This window comes from Ideonella sp., from assembly GCF_044358605.1.
In the GTDB taxonomy this organism is placed as follows: Bacteria; Pseudomonadota; Gammaproteobacteria; order Burkholderiales; family Burkholderiaceae_C; genus Ideonella.
In genome coordinates this window covers 1-16,949 of record NZ_JBIKNQ010000005.1, presented here as the reverse complement: position 1 = coordinate 16,949, position 16,949 = coordinate 1, and the positions used below count along the sequence as shown (strand labels likewise).

The window sequence follows — 16,949 nt, the reverse complement described above, 5'->3', positions numbered from 1 at the left end:
TTGATGAGCCACCAGCATGCGATGCGCGAGTGCCTTCGTCCGTGCGTTAGCCGACCGAGTGCAGCAGCAACGGCACCAAAAAGTGGCTTTGGGTGGGTAAGTCAGGCCAAGCCAGGCGCTCGCCCACCTCCAGTCGGTGGGCCTGGCGTCGTAGGCACTCGGCACTGGCTTGTTCGGGCGTCACGCGCAGCAAGGTGAAGGTCATGGTCCGCCCGTCGCGGCGCAGCACCACCTCCGCCTGCGGCCAGTGCTTGGGCAGGCAGGGCTGTAGATGCAGGCTGTGGGCACTCCAGTGCAGGCCCAGCAGAGATTCCACGGCGGCCCGGTGCATCCAGGCCGCCGAGCCGGTGTACCAACTCCAGCCGCCTTGGCCGAGGTAGGGCGCTTGGCTGCAGATGTCCCCCGCCATCACATAGGGCTCCAGCCCGTAGGCCGGGCCGCGCAGGGGGTGGGCGCTGCGATGAGCGGGGCTGAGCCAAGTAAAGAGCTGCCAGACTTCCTCGGCGCCCTGCGCGCGCTGTGTGGCGGCATGCTGCTGTGCTTCGGCCAGCGCCATCAAGGCCCACACTGCCGCATGGTTGTATTGCCCGCCGTTCTCGCGCACCCCAGGTGGGTAGGCCTGCACATAGCCGGGGCTGGGCAGGGCCGATTGGCGAGGTGGCGCCAGCAAGCGCAACAGGCCATAGTCTGGTTCGGCCAGGCGAGACAACATGGCCTCCAGCGCCAAGCCCTGCATTGGCGCCGGTGCGGCTTGAGACAACACGCTCCAGGCCTGCGCCACCAGGTCGATGCGGCTTTCGGCATCGGCGTTGCTGCCCAAAGTGCTGCCGTCGTCAAAGAAGGCTCGCCGAAACCAGCGCCCATCCCAAGCCGGGCCGGCCAGCGCCTGGCGCCGGCCGGCCGCCGCCGCCTGCCAGGCCTCGGCGCGGGCGAGGTCCTGGCGGGCTCTGGCTATCGGCGCGAACTGCTCTACCACGTGGCATAGAAAAAAGCCCAGCCAGACGGACTCGCCACGGCCCTCGGCGCCGACCCGGTTCATGCCATCGTTCCAGTCGCCACCGCCCATCAAGGGCAGACCGTGCTCACCCACCGCCAGGCTGGCGTCTATCGCGAGCGCCGCATGTTCATACAGCGTCGCCTCCGCACCGAGTTGCGGCGTGGTGTAGGCATCTTCGGCGCCTGCGGCCAGTGCCGGGGCCACCAAGAAGGGGCGCGTTTCCTCCAGAACGGCCAATTCTGCCGTGCAGCGCAGGTAATGGGCGCAGGCCAGCGGTAACCACAGCCGGTCATCGCTGCAGTGGGTGCGCACGCCCGCACCGCTGGGCCAGTGCCACCAGTGCTGCACATCGCCCTCGGCAAACTGGCGCCCGGCGCAGCGCAGCAGTTGGCGGCGCAGCAGTGCGGGCTCAGCCCAGGCCAGGGCCATCGCGTCTTGCAACTGGTCCCGAAACCCGGTCGCCCCGCCAGCCTGATAGAAGCCGGCCTTGGACCAAAGGCGACAGACCACGGTTTGATACAGCAGCCACCGATTGACCAGGGCGTCAAACAAAGGGTCGGGGGTGGTGACTTCAAGCGCCTGCAGTCGTTGGTCCCAGTGGTGGCGGCTGAGCGCCAAGCGCTCTGAAGGCGCCACCAGTGCAGCTTGCAAGGCCTGGCCGCGCGCCCCTTCAGCGCTGCCGGAATGGCCCAGCAGAAATGTCCGCTCCACTGTCTGCCCGGGGCGCAGCCTCACCGACAGGCTCAGCGCGGCGCACGGGTCCAAACCCTCACCACTGCGCTGGCCAAAGTGCTGGGGCAAGACACGCCGCCCTTGGGCATCAAACAGCTCTCGGCGGTCACAGGTCCAGTCTGCGTCCTCGTCGGCCTCGCCCACTAGCGCCAGATAGGCGGTTTGACCGCCAAAGCCTGCAGCGTGGTCGTTCTGGCTGCACAGCAGCGCGGTGAGGGTGCGGCCGTGGCCTTCGAGCCGCTGCTTGAAGAGGGCAGTGCTGACGGTGTTGCGGTCGCGTCGGTGGGCGCCCATCAGCCACTCGGCCACTCCCACCAGCCGCAAGTGCAGGGTCTGCGGCCCGGCGTGGTGCAAGCGCACCTGAACCTGCTTGACGCAAGCCTCGGCATCCACGCACCAGGTGGCGCTCACACTGAGTGTGCCGCGTTGGTGGCTGATGCGCGTGTAGCCTTGGCCGTGCGTCACCTGATAGAGCAGGTTGGGCTCGCAGCCGGCGGCGGCGGCCAGCGGCCACTGCGCTTGGCTGTCTTCGTCTTGCAGCCACCACCACTCCGAGGCGGGGTCGCTGATGGGGTCGTTAGACCAGGCGGTGAGCTGCTGCAGTCGGCTGTTGCCGGCCCAGGTGTAGCCGCCGCCGGCTTCACTGCACTGCGCCCCGAACCTGGGATTTGCCAACACATTGATCCAGGGCCGTTGGGGGCGCTGCTGGGCACTGACCTCAAAGGTGAACTCGCCGGAGCCATCGGCGGCAAAGCGGCCCACCGCAGGCACGCAGGCGGGGCCAGCGCCGGGGCCTTGTGGCAGCACTACGTGGCCTTGCGATCGGCGGGTGGCCAGGGCATGTTCATGCCGGTCCAGCCGCAGCAACAGGTGATGGGCCAAGGGCCGGCCATCGGCGTGCAGATGCAAGCGGGCCAGGCTGCGCAAGCTGTCCCACTCCGCAGCGCTGAGGTCTTCACCGCGCAGCCAAAAGAACCCTGGGCGTTGCGGGTGGGCCTCAGGCTCTTCGGCTCGATAGCTGTCCACCAGCCCGGCCACCTCATGTTGAACCGCTTGGTGGTAGGAGCTCGGCCCAGTGCAACGCACCACCAAGTCACAGGCTACGCCACCCCAGGCCCACAGCCGCAAGCCTTGGGCCAAAGTGCGCAGCAGGCCCATGCCGGCCGCTGTGGCCACGCTGACCAGCAGCAGAGGGCGCTCGCCCGAGAGCCCAAAGCGCCACAGGTCGCGGCGGTCTGCCACCCGGCTCGGCCTTGGCCCGTGGCTGTCTGCGCGGGTCAAGCTCAGCAGCATGGCGGTACTCAGGGTTTGCAGAGCCAGCAAAGCCTCGCCACTGAGCCCCTGAGCCTGCAGGCGGCTGGCCGCCAGGGTGCTGGACATCAACGAGGCCCGCTGCACCTGCAGCCCTTGGCTGTACTTGTCCACCACGGCCCAGAGCACCCCCACATCGGTGCTGGCGGCGGTGGCCCAGGTGAGGCGGGCGGTGCTTCCGGCCGCTAGAGTCAGGGTCGCGGCCAGCACGCAGACCGGGTCCAGGCCCGTGTTCAGTTCGGTGTCTTTCAGCGGCACGGGCTGCAACAGGGCCAAGGGCTGGCTCACATCGCGCTGGCGCCCGCGCCAGTCGAGGCGGCGGGTCTGGTAGTGCAGCCCTGTGACTGCCGGGTCGCGGTCCGCCAGAAAGTGGACCAGATGCGTGGCCGGGTCCTCGGTGAGCCTGGGCTTGCGGCTGAACAACAGGCTCTGGGCCTGCGCCTGCCAGTGGGCCTGCACAAAGAGATTGCTGAAGGCGGGATGGTCCTCATCTGCGCGGTCGTCGCTCAGGGTGGGCTCAAAGGCGGACATCAGTGTCAGGGTCAGCGGGGCATCACCCAGGTGCTTGAACTCCACCTGGCGGAATTCAATGTCATCTTCGGGGCTCACCCACACGGTGGTGCGCACCAGCAGGTCCGGCCACTCGGCCTCAAAGCTCACCCGGTCGGCATGAAAGTGGCAGCGATAGATGGCGCCGGGGTCTGGCGCTGGGTGCAGGGTCAGGGAATGCGGTGTCGGATGATGCGGCCGCTGAAGGTACAGAAAGTGCCCATAGGCGTCGCGCAGCGCATCGTCGCGCCAGCGGCTCAGGCCCGTGCTGCCCCAGCGGCTCCAGCCGGCACCGTTGGGCCTGAGGCTGACGCGGTAGCGGCCGTTGGACAACAGATGCGTCGGCGCCAGGGCTGTGGCGCCGGGGGGCACCTCGCGCAAGCCCCCGGTGGCGTGTGCCGAGGCGGCCCGATGCGGCGGCACCGCTGCACAAGGCCCCAGGCGCGAGACGGCCCGAGGCGAGCGCTCGTGCAACAGCGACGCCACCGCCTGCCACGGCCGGTGCGCCGCACCCCAGCCTTGCACCACCTCGCCCAACAACACATTGCTGAGCGCCACGATGGTCATGCCTTGGTGGTGCGCCATATAGGTCTGCACCAGGCTGCAAGCCTGGCCGCCGTGGCGCTGGCTGAGGCTGAAGTCCAGTGCCTCGATGAAGCCGTAGCGCCCTCGCGCACCCCAGCGCTGCAGGGCGACGAAGTTGCGCCAGGCCAGGCGCGGCGCCAGCATGGCCGCCAAAGCGGTGGCGTAGGGCGCAATCACCAAGTCGTCTGGCGGTGTGCGCCGCAGCGCCAAGCGTGGCACGCCCTGGGGCGCATATTGATAGGCCAAGGTGTGGTCGCGCCCGGCATAGGCCGATTCAGACAAGCCCCAGGGTACCCGGTGGTGGCTCGCAAAGGCACGCTGTTCGTCCAAAGCCGTCAGCGCAGCGTCGTGCAGCACGCTGCCGGGCGGTGCGGCCAAAACCAGGCGCGGCATCAAGTACTCAAACATCGAGCCCGACCAAGAGCGCAAGCCGGCCCTGACGCCCACGGCAAAAAAGGGCCGCCCCAAGGCCTTCCAGTGCTGCACCGGCACCTGCCCTTGGGCCACCGCCAGCAGGCTGGTGAGGTTGGCCTCCGAGGCCAGCAGGTCAAAAAAACCGGGGTCCAAGGCCTGTTCGGCCACCCGCAGGCCAATGTGAAACAGGCGCCGCTGCGGGTGATAAAGCATGCCAAAGTCCATGGCCTCGGCCTGTGCTTGGGCTTGCGCCGCCACAGCGTGCAGGCGGCGTGCGGCCTGCGGCGCCAGGCCTTGGGCGGCGGCGTGTTCGTCGCGCTGGGCCGACTGGCGGCTGCGGCGTGCATCGAGCAGTGCATCGCAAAGCTGCACGCGCGCCGCGCCGTTGTGGTGGCGCAGCGGCCAGCAGCGCCGAACCTCGCGCTCGGCCCGCTGCTGGGCCAGCAGCCTAGGCGCTGCGGCATAGGGTTCGGCGGCCAAGGCCAGGCAGGCCTGGGCCACGGTCAGCAAATGGGCGGCCAGATTGCCACTGTCCACGGTGGAGACATACAGCGGCAGCAGAGGCTGGGGGCTGCGGGTGGCCGTCCAGTTCATCAAGTGGCCCCGATAGTGCGGCAGGCTTTGCACAGTGGCCAGCGTGGCCTCTAGGCGGTCCAGCAAGTCTTCAGTGCCCAGCCAGCCCCATTGCCGGGCGCAGGCCGCACTCAGCAGATACAGGCCGATATTGGTGGGTGACGTGCGGTGGGCCAGCATCTCATGCGGGCTGGTTTGCAGGTTGTCGGGCGGCAAGTGCCGATCTTCAGGCCCGACCACGCGCTCGAAGTAGCGCCAGGTTTCGCGGGCAATCTGGGCCAGGGCCTCCGCCTCGTCGGGCTGCAGGGCCGCCTCGGCCTGGGGGTTTTGAGCCGGCTGGTTGATCCACCACAACATCAACGGCGCCAAACCCCACAGCAGGCCGCTGCCCGCTGCCCACAGCGGCCAGGGCGTGCCCGCCACCACGGCCGCGCCCCCTGCCAGCAGGGCGGCCGCGCTCAACAAGCCATGCCGCCGCCAGGCCCCCGTCAGGCTGTGGTCTTGGCGCGCTGCCACGCTGGCCGAGGTGGTCCATTGCAGCAGGTGACGGCGGCTGATGCATTGGCGATACAGCGCCAAGCCCACCGCATTGAGCGCACGCCAAGCTGCCAAGGGCAGGGTGACCAGGCTCCAGAGCGTCACACCCAAGGCGCGCAGCACCTCCATCAGGCCGCGATGCCAAAAGTGCCTGCGTGCGACATCACTGCGGCGGGTGACTAAGCCGGCCAGCGCCCCCATCACAGGCCCCGCGCCAAAGGCCGCGGCCGCTGCTGCCAACACCTGCAGCGGCCCGGGGCCAAATCCGGCCAGACTCAGGCCCCACCACAGCAGCACGGCTGGCGGCAGCAGCGAGCGGCGCAGGTTGTCCACCATCTTCCAGACTTGCAAGCCACTCAGGCCATAGCGGCCGGCTTGCAGCACAAAGGGCAGCAGTTGCCAGTCGCCGCGTGTCCAGCGCGAGAGCCGCTCGGCCGCCACATCGCTGTGGCAGGGACTGGCCTCCACCACGCTGAGGTCGCTGACCACGGCACAGCGCGCGATGGCCCCTTCCAGGAGGTCATGGCTCAAGACCTGATTGCTGGGCAGGCGCCCGCCCAGCAAGGCCTGCACAGCCTGCACCTGCAGCAGGCCTTTGCCGTTGAAGCTGCCTTCCCCAAACAAGTCTTGGTAGACGTCCGAGCTGGCAGCGCTGTAAGGGTCTAGGCCCCCGCCGTCTGACATCAGGCGGTGGTAGCGGGTGTCCTGGGCGCCCTGTGCCAACGGGCTCGCCAGGCGCGGCTGGAAGATGCTCCAGCCATGCCGCAGGTGCCGCCCCTCTGCACTGAGCGACGGTGCGTTGTAGGGGTGGGCCGCCACACTCAGCAGCTCGCGCAAGCGGCCCGGCGGCAGCTCGGTGTCGCTGTCCAGCGTCAGCACATGGGTGATGCCGCTGGCCAAGGCGCCGCTGGGGCCGGGCACTGAAAAATCTCCGCCCGAGCCGGTGGCCAACTGGCGCAGCAGTTGCTCCAGCTTGCCGCGCTTGCGCTCCCAGCCCATCCAGCACTGCTCGCCGGGGCTGAAGACGCGCGGCCTGTGCAGAGCCACAAAGCGCGGGGGCGGCAGCGCGTCGCCTGGCAAGCAGGGCAAAGGCTGAACGCCCTTGTTAAGCGCCTGCAGCTGCGCTTGCAGCTCGGCCCACAGGCCTGCATCGGAGGGCAGGTGCTCTTGCGGTGCGTCGGGCCAATCGGTCAGCAGCGCAAACTGGGCTTGCGGCTCGGGGTTGGCCAACTGGTGTAACTGCAGCCTCAGCAAGAGCGCTCGCAGCGTCGGGGCGTCGCTCAGCAAGGCGGGTATGACCACCAGCACACGGTGAGCAGCCGGCACGCCCTCGGGCCAGGCCAGGCGCGCCAGGCGCTTGGGCCGCACCGACTCACTGATCAGCCGGTTCAGCACGGCCTGAACCGCCTCTGACAGCGTGATGCCCATCAGCGCGGCCAACAAGATCATCAGGCTCAGCGGGAGTGGCGCCTGGGGCCAAGCCCACATCACTGCCGCTGCACTGGCTCCCAGCACACAAGCGATGTAGGCGCTGCTGCCCAGCTTGCGGGCACGCTGCAGCCACTGGCCCCTGCGGGGCAGGCCCAAGTCAGCCGCCAGAGCGTTGAACCCCTCTCCGTGCAGCCAATGCTGGGCCGTGGCCTGCCAAGGCTGATCTGGCGCGGCTGCTTGCAAACGTTGCAGCAAGGCATCGGCGACCTCTAACTCTCCGCGCCCGCTGCGGCGCGCCAGCCGCTCCAGGGCATGCAGGCTGTCGTCTTGGGTGGGCGTGCTTTCCGCCGCAAACAAGGCGTGGCCGAGCATGCGGTGCATCAGCGGGCTGACCCGCGCCACCACACCCGGCCAGTCCGCATCGTCGATGGCGCGCAGCGACTGCACGGCGTTGCTCACACTGAGGTTGTCGGCGGCTTGCTCAGCCGCCTGTTGAGCGGCGCTGGCGGCGGGCCGGGGCAGGGCTTGGAGCAACCAGGATTGCAGGGTAGCGCTGGCCCACAGTGCGCTGGGCTCTTCAGCGCTGAAGCGCTGTGCCAACTGATTCAAGAAGACGGTGGCCACGCCGCGCCGCTCCAACGCCTCCTTCTGCTGCATCAACACACTCAAGGGTGGAGGCTCGGCGCGGTCCGCCCAGAGGTTGGCCAAGTCGACGGCGGCCTGCTGCGTGGCGACACGCTCGGCCAAGCGGCGCAGGTTCTCGATCAGCACCACTCGCAGGGTCGTCGGCAGGGCCCACAACTCAGCCAAGGTCAGCGTGCCTTGGCTGATATAGCCTAACAAGAAGGTTTCCAGCAGCTGAAGATCAAACGCGCTGTCGGTGTGCGCCACAAAGGCCCAGGCCACACCGTAGATGCGTGGCAGGCCACTCAATGGGGCCGTGCTGAGCTTGGGCAGGGCGCGGAAGTAGCGGTGGGGCAGGCCCTCATGAACGGCTTGCACCTGGGCTTCGATGAGGTGGAAGTTGTCCAGCAGCCACTCGGTGGCGGGGGATAGGTCGTGCCCTAGGCGCGCCTGCTCGGCCATGGCGTTGTGAGCCTCACGCAGCGCAGCGACATTGCTGCGCAGCGCTGGTGCAAAGCTCGCTCTGCGCCAAGGCTGGGGCGCAACAGCATGGCTCATGGCCAAGCTGCGCCCATGCTGGCCAAAGCGCTGCGGGCCAAACAGTTCGGCCCGCAGCGGGGCTTGCAGCGGGTGGCGCAAGGCACTCAGCAGCGGCGGCAGCGCGGCCACATCTACCGAGTCGCGGGGTCGTGCGGACAACACGTCCGCCGCCCTATAGGGCTTGAAGCAACAGAACCGCCGCCGCGATCAACAGGGCTGTGGTGAGCAGGCGCGCCGTGGCCAGCACCAGCAGGTCTTGCGCCACACATTGCCAGCGCTCGCCCCACCTGCGCTGACGCTTACACAGCACGAGATGCGCCTGCAAGTGGCTCACCTCCGCAGCATTCAAGTCGGGCGGGGCGGCACTGCAGGCCGTACACCAAGACAGGTCATGGGCAGGAGGCTGAGACATGGTGTTCCTTGCAAAGCACGCAGCATGCAAGGCTGGCCGATAGGGGTCTGTGCGCTATCGAACGGTGGGAACCGCAGCGTAGGTTTACAGTCAGCCATCGTCCTCGCGTGCTGCTGTCATCAGCGAGTTCGTCTAACAAAATTGAGTGAGGATCTACACATGATTTTGGACAGCAAGGCCCGAACGAACCACCTTTTGGCGGCACTACCGGGCTCCATCTGGGAGCGCTGGGAGCCGCTACTGGAGCCCGTCGACCTGCCGTTGGGGCAGGTGATTTATGAGTCGGGTGCCACCATCGGTCATGTCTACTTCCCCACCACGGCCATCGTGTCCTTGCTCTATGTCTTGGAAGACGGTGGGTCGGCCGAGATTGCGGTGGTGGGCTTTGAAGGCTTGGTGGGCATTGCGCTCTTCATGGGCGGTGAATCCACGCCCAGCCGCGCCGTGGTGCAAAGCGCCGGCCAGGGCTATCGGCTGAGCGCCCGCTTCTTGAAGCAAGAGTTCAATGACTCTGGCCCGGTGATGCACTTGCTGCTGCGCTACACCCAAGCGCTGATCACCCAGATGGCTCAAACGGCGGTGTGCAATCGGCATCACTCGCTGGACCAACAACTCTGCCGCTGGCTCTTGTTGAGCCTCGATAGGTTGCCCGGCCCCGACCTCTGGATGACCCAGGAGCTGATCGCCAACATGCTGGGTGTGCGCCGAGAGGGCGTCACCGAGGCGGCGCTGAAGCTGCAACGCGCTGGCCTCATCAAGTACGCTCGAGGCCATATCTCGGTGCTCGACCGGCCCGGCCTGGAGGCCCGTACCTGTGAGTGCTATGAAGTGGTGCGCCGCGAGTATGGCCGCCTGTTGCCCCATGTGGTGGCTGAATAAACCCTTCGCCATAGCCCGCACTGCATGATGACGAACGACCTCATTGCCGCCCTGCCTGCTGCCGACCGGCGCCACTTGCTGGCCATTTGCGAGCCCATGAGCTTGGCGGCGGCGCTCACGCTGAGTGGGCACCGAGATGCTGCTAAGTTCTTGCTCTTCCCGGGCTCGGGGGCGGTGGCCTTGTTGGGCCAGGCGCACGGCCACGCCGCGCTCGCGGTGAGCTTGGTGGGGCACGAGGGCGTGATCGGCGCCCATTTGGTGCTGGGTATACCCCAGGCGCCGATGGCCGCGCGTGTTCTGTATGCGGGTGAAGCCTGGCGTGTTTCTCGGCAAGACTTCGGCCAGGCCTTGAATGATAGCGGCGTGCTGCGCAGCAAGCTTCTGCAATACCTTGCGTGCCAGACGGATCAACTGGCGCGGGCCGTGGCGTGCTTGTGCTTTCACAACATCGCGCAGCGCTTGGCGCGGTGGCTTCTGATGTGCGATGACCGCTCGATTGCGCACCAATTTCATGTGACCCATGAGGTCTTGGCCCTGATGCTGGGGGTGCGGCGGGTGAGTGTGACGCTGGCGGCCAGGGCGCTCCAGCTCCGAGGCTTGATTGACTACCACCGTGGCGAGTTCACCGTGCTGGATCATGCGGCCTTGTGTACAGCGTCGTGCGCGTGCTACGGTGAGGATCTTCAAGCCCGCAAGGTGTTCAAGCTGCGGCGCTGAGAAGCGCCGCGCTTGAGGCACCTACTCAAAGCGGTGGATGCTTGACCTTTAGGCCGGACGGATCGACATGCTTGACATCGTCCATCGCGGCCACCAGTGCGGTGACATGGGTGATGGCCTTGTGGCTTGCGACTTCACCATGCAAGCTGACCACGCCATGAAAGGTCTTCACATGGATCTGGAAGGACTTGGTCACGCTGTCGGCCAGCAGTTCGGCCTTGACCTTGGTGGTCAACCAGGTGTCCGAGGCCAAGCGCTCGGTCTTGCTTTGGTGTTTGGCTGAGGCGTGGTCGCCGTGGTTTTCATGCGGCTCAGGGACCACGTTCAGCGCGTTGCGTACGCTCAGCACACCGTCCACCGCCATGCAGGCGTTCTCGGCCCATTCGCGCTGCGCTTGGGTCTTGACTTGCCCATCTAGGGTCACACGGCCTAGCTGGGTGGAGACACTGATGTCGGTGCCATCAAATCGGTCTTTGGAGAGGAACTGTCCTTTGATACGCGCCGTGATGGTGGAGTCATGAAAGAGATCCGCCGCCACCGTGCTGGCAGCTCGGGTGTCTCGATGCGTTGATGCCGCAGAGTCTGCGTGGGTTGAAGATGACGTCGAATGTGAGGACATGGTGGCTTCCTTGAGAAGTGAGGGAGTACCGAGCATTGCTGAGCAGCGCGTTGGCTGTCGGTGCGTTGACGAACACGAGCCGAGGCTTGCACTCAGTCCATCAGGTGATTGCCCCAGCTCTGTAGCGGGCCTAGGGGGTTGCGTGTTTCTTCATGGGCCAGGATGGTGGGATGCCCGCCCACCAAGGCATAGACCAGCTCATCGTCAACAAACACCAACAGAGCCTCCACACTCCAACCAGAGGTGACGGTGATGCGCTTGAAGTTCAGGGAGTCCAACCAAAAGTTGCCGACCCTCAGGCGCGTCACCTTGCGCACAGCGACGGCGTATCCCATGCAGCGCTGGCCGGCCTGCCAGCAGTCTCGAATGCCACGGTCCGTCTCGCTGGGGTGCAGCAGCATGGCGGGTGAGAGGCGTTGCAGCACATCCGCAAAGTGCAAGCGCTTGACCATTGGCGCATGCTGTGGATCCAGCCCTTGCGCATGCACGGCGGACCGAGGAGTCTGATAGGGCTTCAAGGCGCTGAGCGATTGCACAGCCTCTTCATAGCTGGCCCAGGGCGCCGACACCTCTTGGCGCGTGCTGGGCAACAAGGCGGTACAGGCACTGTTCAGCAGGCCCCCCAGGGTGCAGAAGAGGAGGAGAAGGGGGCGCGCTAACAGCGGGTGTGGCATGCGGCGACTCTAGGCTGCGCTGCGCTGCACCACCGTGCGGCGGCGAACAGTCGAACGCTTGGCAGGCGCTCATGCTGGGGGTGACTTTTTTCCCCATTTGCAAGGACACCCCATGAGCTTAGGTACCGTGATCTTGATCGTCTTGATTCTGATGGTGGTGGGGGTGATCCCCACCTGGCCACACAGCCGAGGGTGGGGCTATGCGCCCTCAGGGGCCTTGGGCCTGCTGTTGCTGGTGGTGATCGTTCTGCTGCTCACTGGCAGTCTTTGAGCACACGCCGCCAGCGTCGCTCTCAAGGCGGCGCTGGTGCGTCGGCGCTGGCCGCATCAGGCACGGTGCCAACGCACATCGCCTGTATCCAAGCTTGCAGCAAAGCCTCTTGCCCCAGCGCTTGGGCGGCATTCAGTAGCGCTTCTCGACTGGCACGGGGCAGGTGCTTCCATGTGGCGGCCAAGACACCGCCCGACGCGAGTGCCCCCACCATCCAGCGCCAAGGGTGACGCTGAATGGTCGGCGCAAGCAGTGCTTGGATCTGGCTCGACAGGGGCGCAGGCGCTGGAGCGTGTCGCGCTTGCGCCCAGCGCAAGCGCGAAGCGGCCAAGCGCTCCACTGCGCTGAGGCTCACGCCCGCCATGCGGCCTCGTCGAGTGCCCATTGCACTTGCAAGGCGCGCCAGGGGCGCCGCTGCATCATCGCTCGTAAGCGCAGGGCACAAGCCACGGCCAGCAAGGCGGGTGCGGTGGGTACCGCCCAGAGCAGCCAAGCTGCGCTGTCCGGGGTGATCGGCAGCATGGCCCACAGCAGCAGCGCCACACCGGCCAAGACCACGGCCGCCGTGGCGCCGCACACCGCGCCCACCGTCAACCACAGTCGAAGGCGGCAGTGCGCCAAGAAGCAACTCATTTCTTCGGCCGCCAGTTGCATATAGCCCAGGGCATGCTCGGCCAGCAGCTCGGGCTGCGCAGCCACCAGTCTGAGGAATGAGTGAGCCATGACCGGTGCGCTCAGTGCTTGCTGCGGGTCAGCATCGTGAACACGGTGACCAAAGTAGCCCCCAAGGCCGCAGCGATCAGCACCGACTTGACAGGCTCATGGCGGATGTAGCTGACTGTGCTGTCCTTGGCATCGTGCAGAGAGTCGCTGACTTGGTGCTGGCCATTCTGCATGGCCGCCATGCCTTGGCGCGACATCTGGGCCACACGCTCCGCCATGCTGGTGAGTTTGGGGCTGACTTCTTGCACCAGCGCATGAAGGCTTTGGTTGACCTGATCTGCGGCCGAGTGGGTGGCGTGCTTGGCCATGCCTTCGGCAGAGTTCAGTGCATCACCGAGTTGTGCGGCGGTGGCATGGGCGCTAGAGCGCAGGGAATCGGTTTGGGGGGTTGTCATGGGGGTCCTGGGTTGAAGGTGTGGAGGTCGATGAAGGGCCTAGAGCGCAGCACGCCATTGCTGGAGTCGGTGCAACCCTGGCTTGGCCCTGAATGCACTGTAGGGAGACCCCGTGATGAAGTCTGTACGCCGTCGTACCGACAACGCTTGCGTTAGTTAGCAGACTGAGGGCCAACCCAAGCCGTGCCTTCTGAGGCATTGCTGGCCCTCAATGCTCACCAGGAGACCCCATGCACACACGGTCGACTCTTCTCACACTTTGGTCGAGACGCTCCACGGCGGCGCTCGCTGGGCTCAGCAGCGCGGCCTTGCTGCTGGGAGCCTGCGCCAGCCTTACGCCACCGCCCACCCAACCCATGCTGAGCGCACAGGCAGCCGTCACCAGTGCGGCCAGTGCGGGCGCGGCCGAGACGGCCCCCACTGAGCTGCGCAGCGCTCGCGACAAGCTGGCGCAGGCGCAGGTGGCCTTGGCCGATGACAAGCCCAAGGCGGCTCAGCGCTTGGCGATGGAGGCCCAGGCCGACGCCAACCTGGCCGAAGCCAAAGCGCGCAGTGCCAAAGCCCAAAAGGCCGCTGCGGCCCTGGGTGAAGGCAACCGCGTGCTGCGCGAAGAGCTTCGGCGTGTGACCCCTTAAACCTACCGGCCTTATCCACGACTTCTCAAGGATTCATCATGACTTCAAAGTTTCCCTTCACTCTGGCTTTGCTGAGTGCGGCGCTAATGGCGGCTTGCAGCGCCACGCCCGACACCAATGCCCAGTTGACCCAAGCCAGCGCGGACTACCGCAGCGCCGAGATGGACCCCCGGGCCAACCGCTATGCCAGCACGGAGATGCGCCAGGCCCAAGGTGCGCTCACAACCGCGCAAGCCTCTTGGCAGCGCCAAGACCCGGCGGAAGAGGTGAGCCACCTGGCCTATCTGGCTCGGCAGCGCGTGGCCATCGCCCGTGAGGCCATGGACCAGCGCGCTGCCGAGGAGTCATCTGGCAATGCGGGCGCCGCGCGTGATGCCATTCGCCTGAATGCCCGCACCGAAGAGGCCCGGGTGGCGCAGCAGCAGATGCAACGCTCGCAGATGCAGACCGACTTGGTGCGCGCCGAGAATCGCGCCTTGCAAGAGCGCCTGCGCGAGCTCAAGGCCCGGCCCGGCCCGCGTGGCATGGTACTGACGCTGGACGATGTGCTGTTCAACTCCGACCAAGCCCAGCTCAAGCCTGCCGGCCTGCGCTTGGTGGATCAGTTGACCGTGGTGCTCAAGGAGCATCCGCACCGCACCTTGACGATTGAAGGCTTCACCGACAGCACCGGCACCGAGGCCCACAACTTGGCGCTGTCCAGCCAGCGGGCCGACATGGTGGGCACGGTGCTGCGCGAAGCGGGCATTTCGGCTGACCGCATGTCCATGCGTGGCGTGGGTGAGAGCAGCCCTGTGGCCAGCAATCAAAGCGCGGAGGGGCGGGCCCTGAACCGCCGCGTGGAAATTGTGTTGTCTGACGGCGTCGGGCCGCACCGCCCCCGTTAACCGGTTCGCCATTTCCGCATCATCACCAAGAGGATCGCCATGAACAAAGTCTTTCGTTTGCGGGGCTGGGCCTGTGGGCTCGGTCTGCTGTGCACTTGCGCCACTGCAAGTGCACAAGACAGCCATGCCTATATGGGCCTCGCCGCAGGCCAAGCCCACGGCGAGTTTGATGCGCAGACGCTGCTGCAACACCCACTGCCCCTGGGCAGTAGCTTGGGGGCCGTCAGCCACGACCGCAGCAGCCCCGCCTTGAAGCTCTTTGGAGGCTACCGCTTCAACAGCTTCTGGGCCTTGGAAGGGGGGTACTTTCATCTGGGTGACCTGGGCGTGCGGGCCCTTGCGCTGCCCACCGGGGGCTTGTCGGGTCGCGTCAAGCTCCAAGGTATGCATCTTGATGTGGTGGGCTTGATGCCGCTGGGCGCCGACTGGGCGCTCAGTGCGCGAGTGGGTGGCGTGTATGCGCGCACGGTGGTGAACTACCAGGGCGAGGGCGGCCTGGTGCCGCGGCATGACAGCATCAGCCGCTCGACGGGCAGCGTCAAACTGGGGCTCGGGGTGCAGTACGCGCTCAACCGCACCTTGACGCTGCGCCTGGATGCCGAACGCTATCGGTTTGACGACGCGGCGGCGGGCCACGGCATCGTCCATGTCTACACGCTGGGCCTGCAGACGCCCACGGACTGAACTTGCGTTTATCCTTGAGGCCTCCCCGTCAACCCAGGAGGCTTGCATGAGTGCAATGGATACCCAGTGGCTCGATGTGCAGTACAACAACCGCGCGCGCATCCCCGACCATGCGGCGCTGTTTGAGCGCTGGCGCGAAGCCTCTGGTCTGGCACGCCAAGGCAGCCCAGGGGCCTTGCTGAACCAGGCCTATGGTGAGCACCCCGACGAGCGTTTGGATGTCTTCCCCTCGTCTCAGCCGGGTGCGCCCATCTTGGTCTTCATCCACGGGGGCTATTGGCGCTCACTCAGCAAAGATGACCACTCTTTCGTCGCCCCCGCCTTGGTGCAGGCCGGGGCCACGGTGGTCTTGCCCGAGTACAGCTTATGCCCGGCGGTGAGCATCGAACAGATTGCCCTGCAGATGGCGCAGGCGCTGGCCTGGGTTTACCGCCATGCCAGCGATTGGGGCGGCGACCCCAAGCGCATCGTGGTGGCCGGCCATTCGGCGGGCGGGCATTTGGCGGCGATGCTGCTGTGCTGCCGCTGGCGCGACCTTGGCACTGACCTGCCGCCCCAGTTGGTGCATGGCGGCTTGTCCATCTCGGGTTTGTTTGACCTGGAGCCGCTGCGTCACACGCCCTTCTTGAAAGACGATCTGCGCTTGACCCCGGCCAGCGTCAAACGCTTGAGCCCGGCCTTCTTTCCGCGCCCCAAGCGGCCCTTGATGGCAGTGGTGGGGGTGGAAGAAAGCGAAGAGTTCCTGCGCCAAAACCTGCTGATCCGCCACCAATGGGGGCCGAGCGCCGTGCCTATCTGCGAGACGCTGCCGTATTGCCACCATCTCAACATCGTCAACGGCCTGGCCGACCCGGCTTCACGCCTGCATCACTTGGCGCTGCGGCTGCTGGGATTGGTCTAGGCTCAACAGACCCTAGGCCCCTTGCTTGAAGGGGGCGTCTCCCCCGCCTCAGGGGCTCCACCGCGCACGGATCTCTTCGATAGTGCCGCCACGCGCCGCATGCTTTGACATCGGGTCAACGCAGCGCGCGGCACTTCAGGGAGATCCACATGAAAAGTCTTGTGCACACATTGATCGGTGTCTTGGTGGCGCCATGGTTGGCTTCGGCTGTTTGGGCGGCAGACCCACCGGCGCAGAGCTTTACCTTTGAGCCCGCAGTGACAGGGGCGACTGCAGCGGCCTATTGCATGGCCAAGCACCCCTACCAGATCCTCGACTCGCAGCGCGCCGGGCTCTACACCAAGGACGGCTATGAGCTGGTGGCCTCGCCCGGCGTGGTGGGTGCCGTGCGCCGCAACTTTGTGTTCGACCGCAGCACGGACCAGCAAGACGAAGGTACAAGCCAGACCTGCGCCAGGGCCTGCAGCCAGTTTGGCAAGGCCTGGAACATGGTGGGCAAGTCACTGCGACAAAAAGTGGGGGACGGCTCGGTGCTCATCCCCAGTGGCTTGGGTGACCTGGGTGCTTTGGTGATGAACGACCAAGACTTCTATCTGGGTGGCCAGAGCGTGGGGGCGGTCGGCTCGCGCGCCAACACTTGGCAGAGCTCTGACGTGGCCCAGGCCGACTACTGCTGCTGCCACGCCGTCAGTCAATGAGCCGCTGCTAGGGTCTGTTGACATACAAATCCTTCCCGCGCAGGAGTGTCCAAGGGCGCTGGAGTAGGCGCAATCCGCAGCCCGGGCTGGTGCCCGGGCAAGGAGAGCAACACCCGCCAGCGCCCTTGGACGCCCTGCCCTACGGGTGAGTCCTACAGGCC

Annotated in this window: 15 protein-coding genes; 8 read left to right on the top strand and 7 right to left on the bottom strand. The window is 66.3% G+C overall.

Annotated features, from left to right (window positions below; genetic code table 11):
- Nucleotides 1-46: 46 nt before the first annotated feature.
- Nucleotides 47-8,452: a GH36-type glycosyl hydrolase domain-containing protein gene (locus ACIQ3Q_RS02890; RefSeq protein WP_396267470.1), complete on the bottom strand. Its 8,406-nt coding sequence runs from the start codon at nt 8,450-8,452 to the stop codon at nt 47-49.
- A 13-nt stretch (nt 8,453-8,465) separates the two neighbouring features.
- Nucleotides 8,466-8,705, bottom strand: coding sequence for a hypothetical protein (locus ACIQ3Q_RS02885; RefSeq protein WP_396267469.1), 240 nt, complete (start codon nt 8,703-8,705; stop codon nt 8,466-8,468).
- Between the two features lie 159 nt (nt 8,706-8,864).
- On the opposite strand from ACIQ3Q_RS02885, the gene ACIQ3Q_RS02880 reads away from it, so the two are divergent.
- Nucleotides 8,865-9,584 (top strand): Crp/Fnr family transcriptional regulator, encoded by a 720-nt coding sequence (locus ACIQ3Q_RS02880; RefSeq protein WP_396267468.1) that lies wholly within the window; start codon nt 8,865-8,867, stop codon nt 9,582-9,584.
- Nucleotides 9,585-9,611: 27 nt separating this feature from the next.
- On the top strand, nt 9,612-10,301 hold the full coding sequence (locus ACIQ3Q_RS02875; protein ID WP_396267467.1) for a Crp/Fnr family transcriptional regulator: 690 nt from the start codon (nt 9,612-9,614) through the stop codon (nt 10,299-10,301).
- A gap of 25 nt (nt 10,302-10,326) precedes the next feature.
- On the opposite strand, the gene ACIQ3Q_RS02870 is transcribed toward ACIQ3Q_RS02875, so the two are convergent.
- Both ACIQ3Q_RS02870 and ACIQ3Q_RS02865 read right to left on the bottom strand, forming a co-directional pair.
- Entirely contained in the window at nt 10,327-10,920 is a 594-nt protein-coding gene (locus tag ACIQ3Q_RS02870; protein ID WP_396267466.1) for a BON domain-containing protein, read from the bottom strand.
- 92 nt (nt 10,921-11,012) lie between these two features.
- Entirely contained in the window at nt 11,013-11,513 is a 501-nt protein-coding gene (locus ACIQ3Q_RS02865) for a hypothetical protein (RefSeq protein ID WP_396267465.1), read from the bottom strand.
- 193 nt (nt 11,514-11,706) lie between these two features.
- On the opposite strand from ACIQ3Q_RS02865, the gene ACIQ3Q_RS02860 reads away from it, so the two are divergent.
- On the top strand, nt 11,707-11,865 hold the full coding sequence (locus tag ACIQ3Q_RS02860; RefSeq protein WP_396267464.1) for a DUF3309 family protein: 159 nt from the start codon (nt 11,707-11,709) through the stop codon (nt 11,863-11,865).
- Between the two features lie 22 nt (nt 11,866-11,887).
- Here the strand turns inward: ACIQ3Q_RS02860 and ACIQ3Q_RS02855 are convergent, their stop codons facing one another.
- Genes ACIQ3Q_RS02855 through ACIQ3Q_RS02845 form a run of 3 tightly spaced genes read right to left on the bottom strand, consistent with a single transcriptional unit; the run spans nt 11,888 to nt 12,983 of the window.
- Nucleotides 11,888-12,229 (bottom strand): hypothetical protein, encoded by a 342-nt coding sequence (locus tag ACIQ3Q_RS02855; RefSeq protein WP_396267463.1) that lies wholly within the window; start codon nt 12,227-12,229, stop codon nt 11,888-11,890.
- Complete coding sequence (locus ACIQ3Q_RS02850) at nt 12,217-12,588, bottom strand: hypothetical protein (protein ID WP_396267462.1); 372 nt, start codon at nt 12,586-12,588, stop codon at nt 12,217-12,219. The genes ACIQ3Q_RS02855 and ACIQ3Q_RS02850 overlap by 13 nt, the downstream gene beginning before the upstream one ends.
- An 11-nt stretch (nt 12,589-12,599) precedes the next feature.
- Nucleotides 12,600-12,983 (bottom strand): hypothetical protein, encoded by a 384-nt coding sequence (locus tag ACIQ3Q_RS02845; protein WP_396267461.1) that lies wholly within the window; start codon nt 12,981-12,983, stop codon nt 12,600-12,602.
- Between the two features lie 230 nt (nt 12,984-13,213).
- Between ACIQ3Q_RS02845 and ACIQ3Q_RS02840 the strand changes: the two genes are divergently transcribed.
- From ACIQ3Q_RS02840 to ACIQ3Q_RS02820, 5 genes are all read left to right on the top strand, one after another.
- Nucleotides 13,214-13,618, top strand: a complete 405-nt coding sequence (locus ACIQ3Q_RS02840; RefSeq protein WP_396267460.1) for a DUF4398 domain-containing protein — start codon at nt 13,214-13,216, stop codon at nt 13,616-13,618.
- A 38-nt stretch (nt 13,619-13,656) separates the two neighbouring features.
- On the top strand, nt 13,657-14,505 hold the full coding sequence (locus ACIQ3Q_RS02835; protein WP_396267459.1) for an OmpA family protein: 849 nt from the start codon (nt 13,657-13,659) through the stop codon (nt 14,503-14,505).
- Between the two features lie 39 nt (nt 14,506-14,544).
- A complete protein-coding gene (locus ACIQ3Q_RS02830) occupies nt 14,545-15,189 on the top strand; it encodes an outer membrane beta-barrel protein (RefSeq protein ID WP_396267458.1) in 645 nt (214 codons plus the stop codon).
- 46 nt (nt 15,190-15,235) lie between these two features.
- Nucleotides 15,236-16,090, top strand: coding sequence for an alpha/beta hydrolase (locus ACIQ3Q_RS02825; protein WP_396267457.1), 855 nt, complete (start codon nt 15,236-15,238; stop codon nt 16,088-16,090).
- A gap of 149 nt (nt 16,091-16,239) precedes the next feature.
- On the top strand, nt 16,240-16,788 hold the full coding sequence (locus ACIQ3Q_RS02820; RefSeq protein WP_396267456.1) for a hypothetical protein: 549 nt from the start codon (nt 16,240-16,242) through the stop codon (nt 16,786-16,788).
- Nucleotides 16,789-16,949 lie beyond the last annotated feature (161 nt).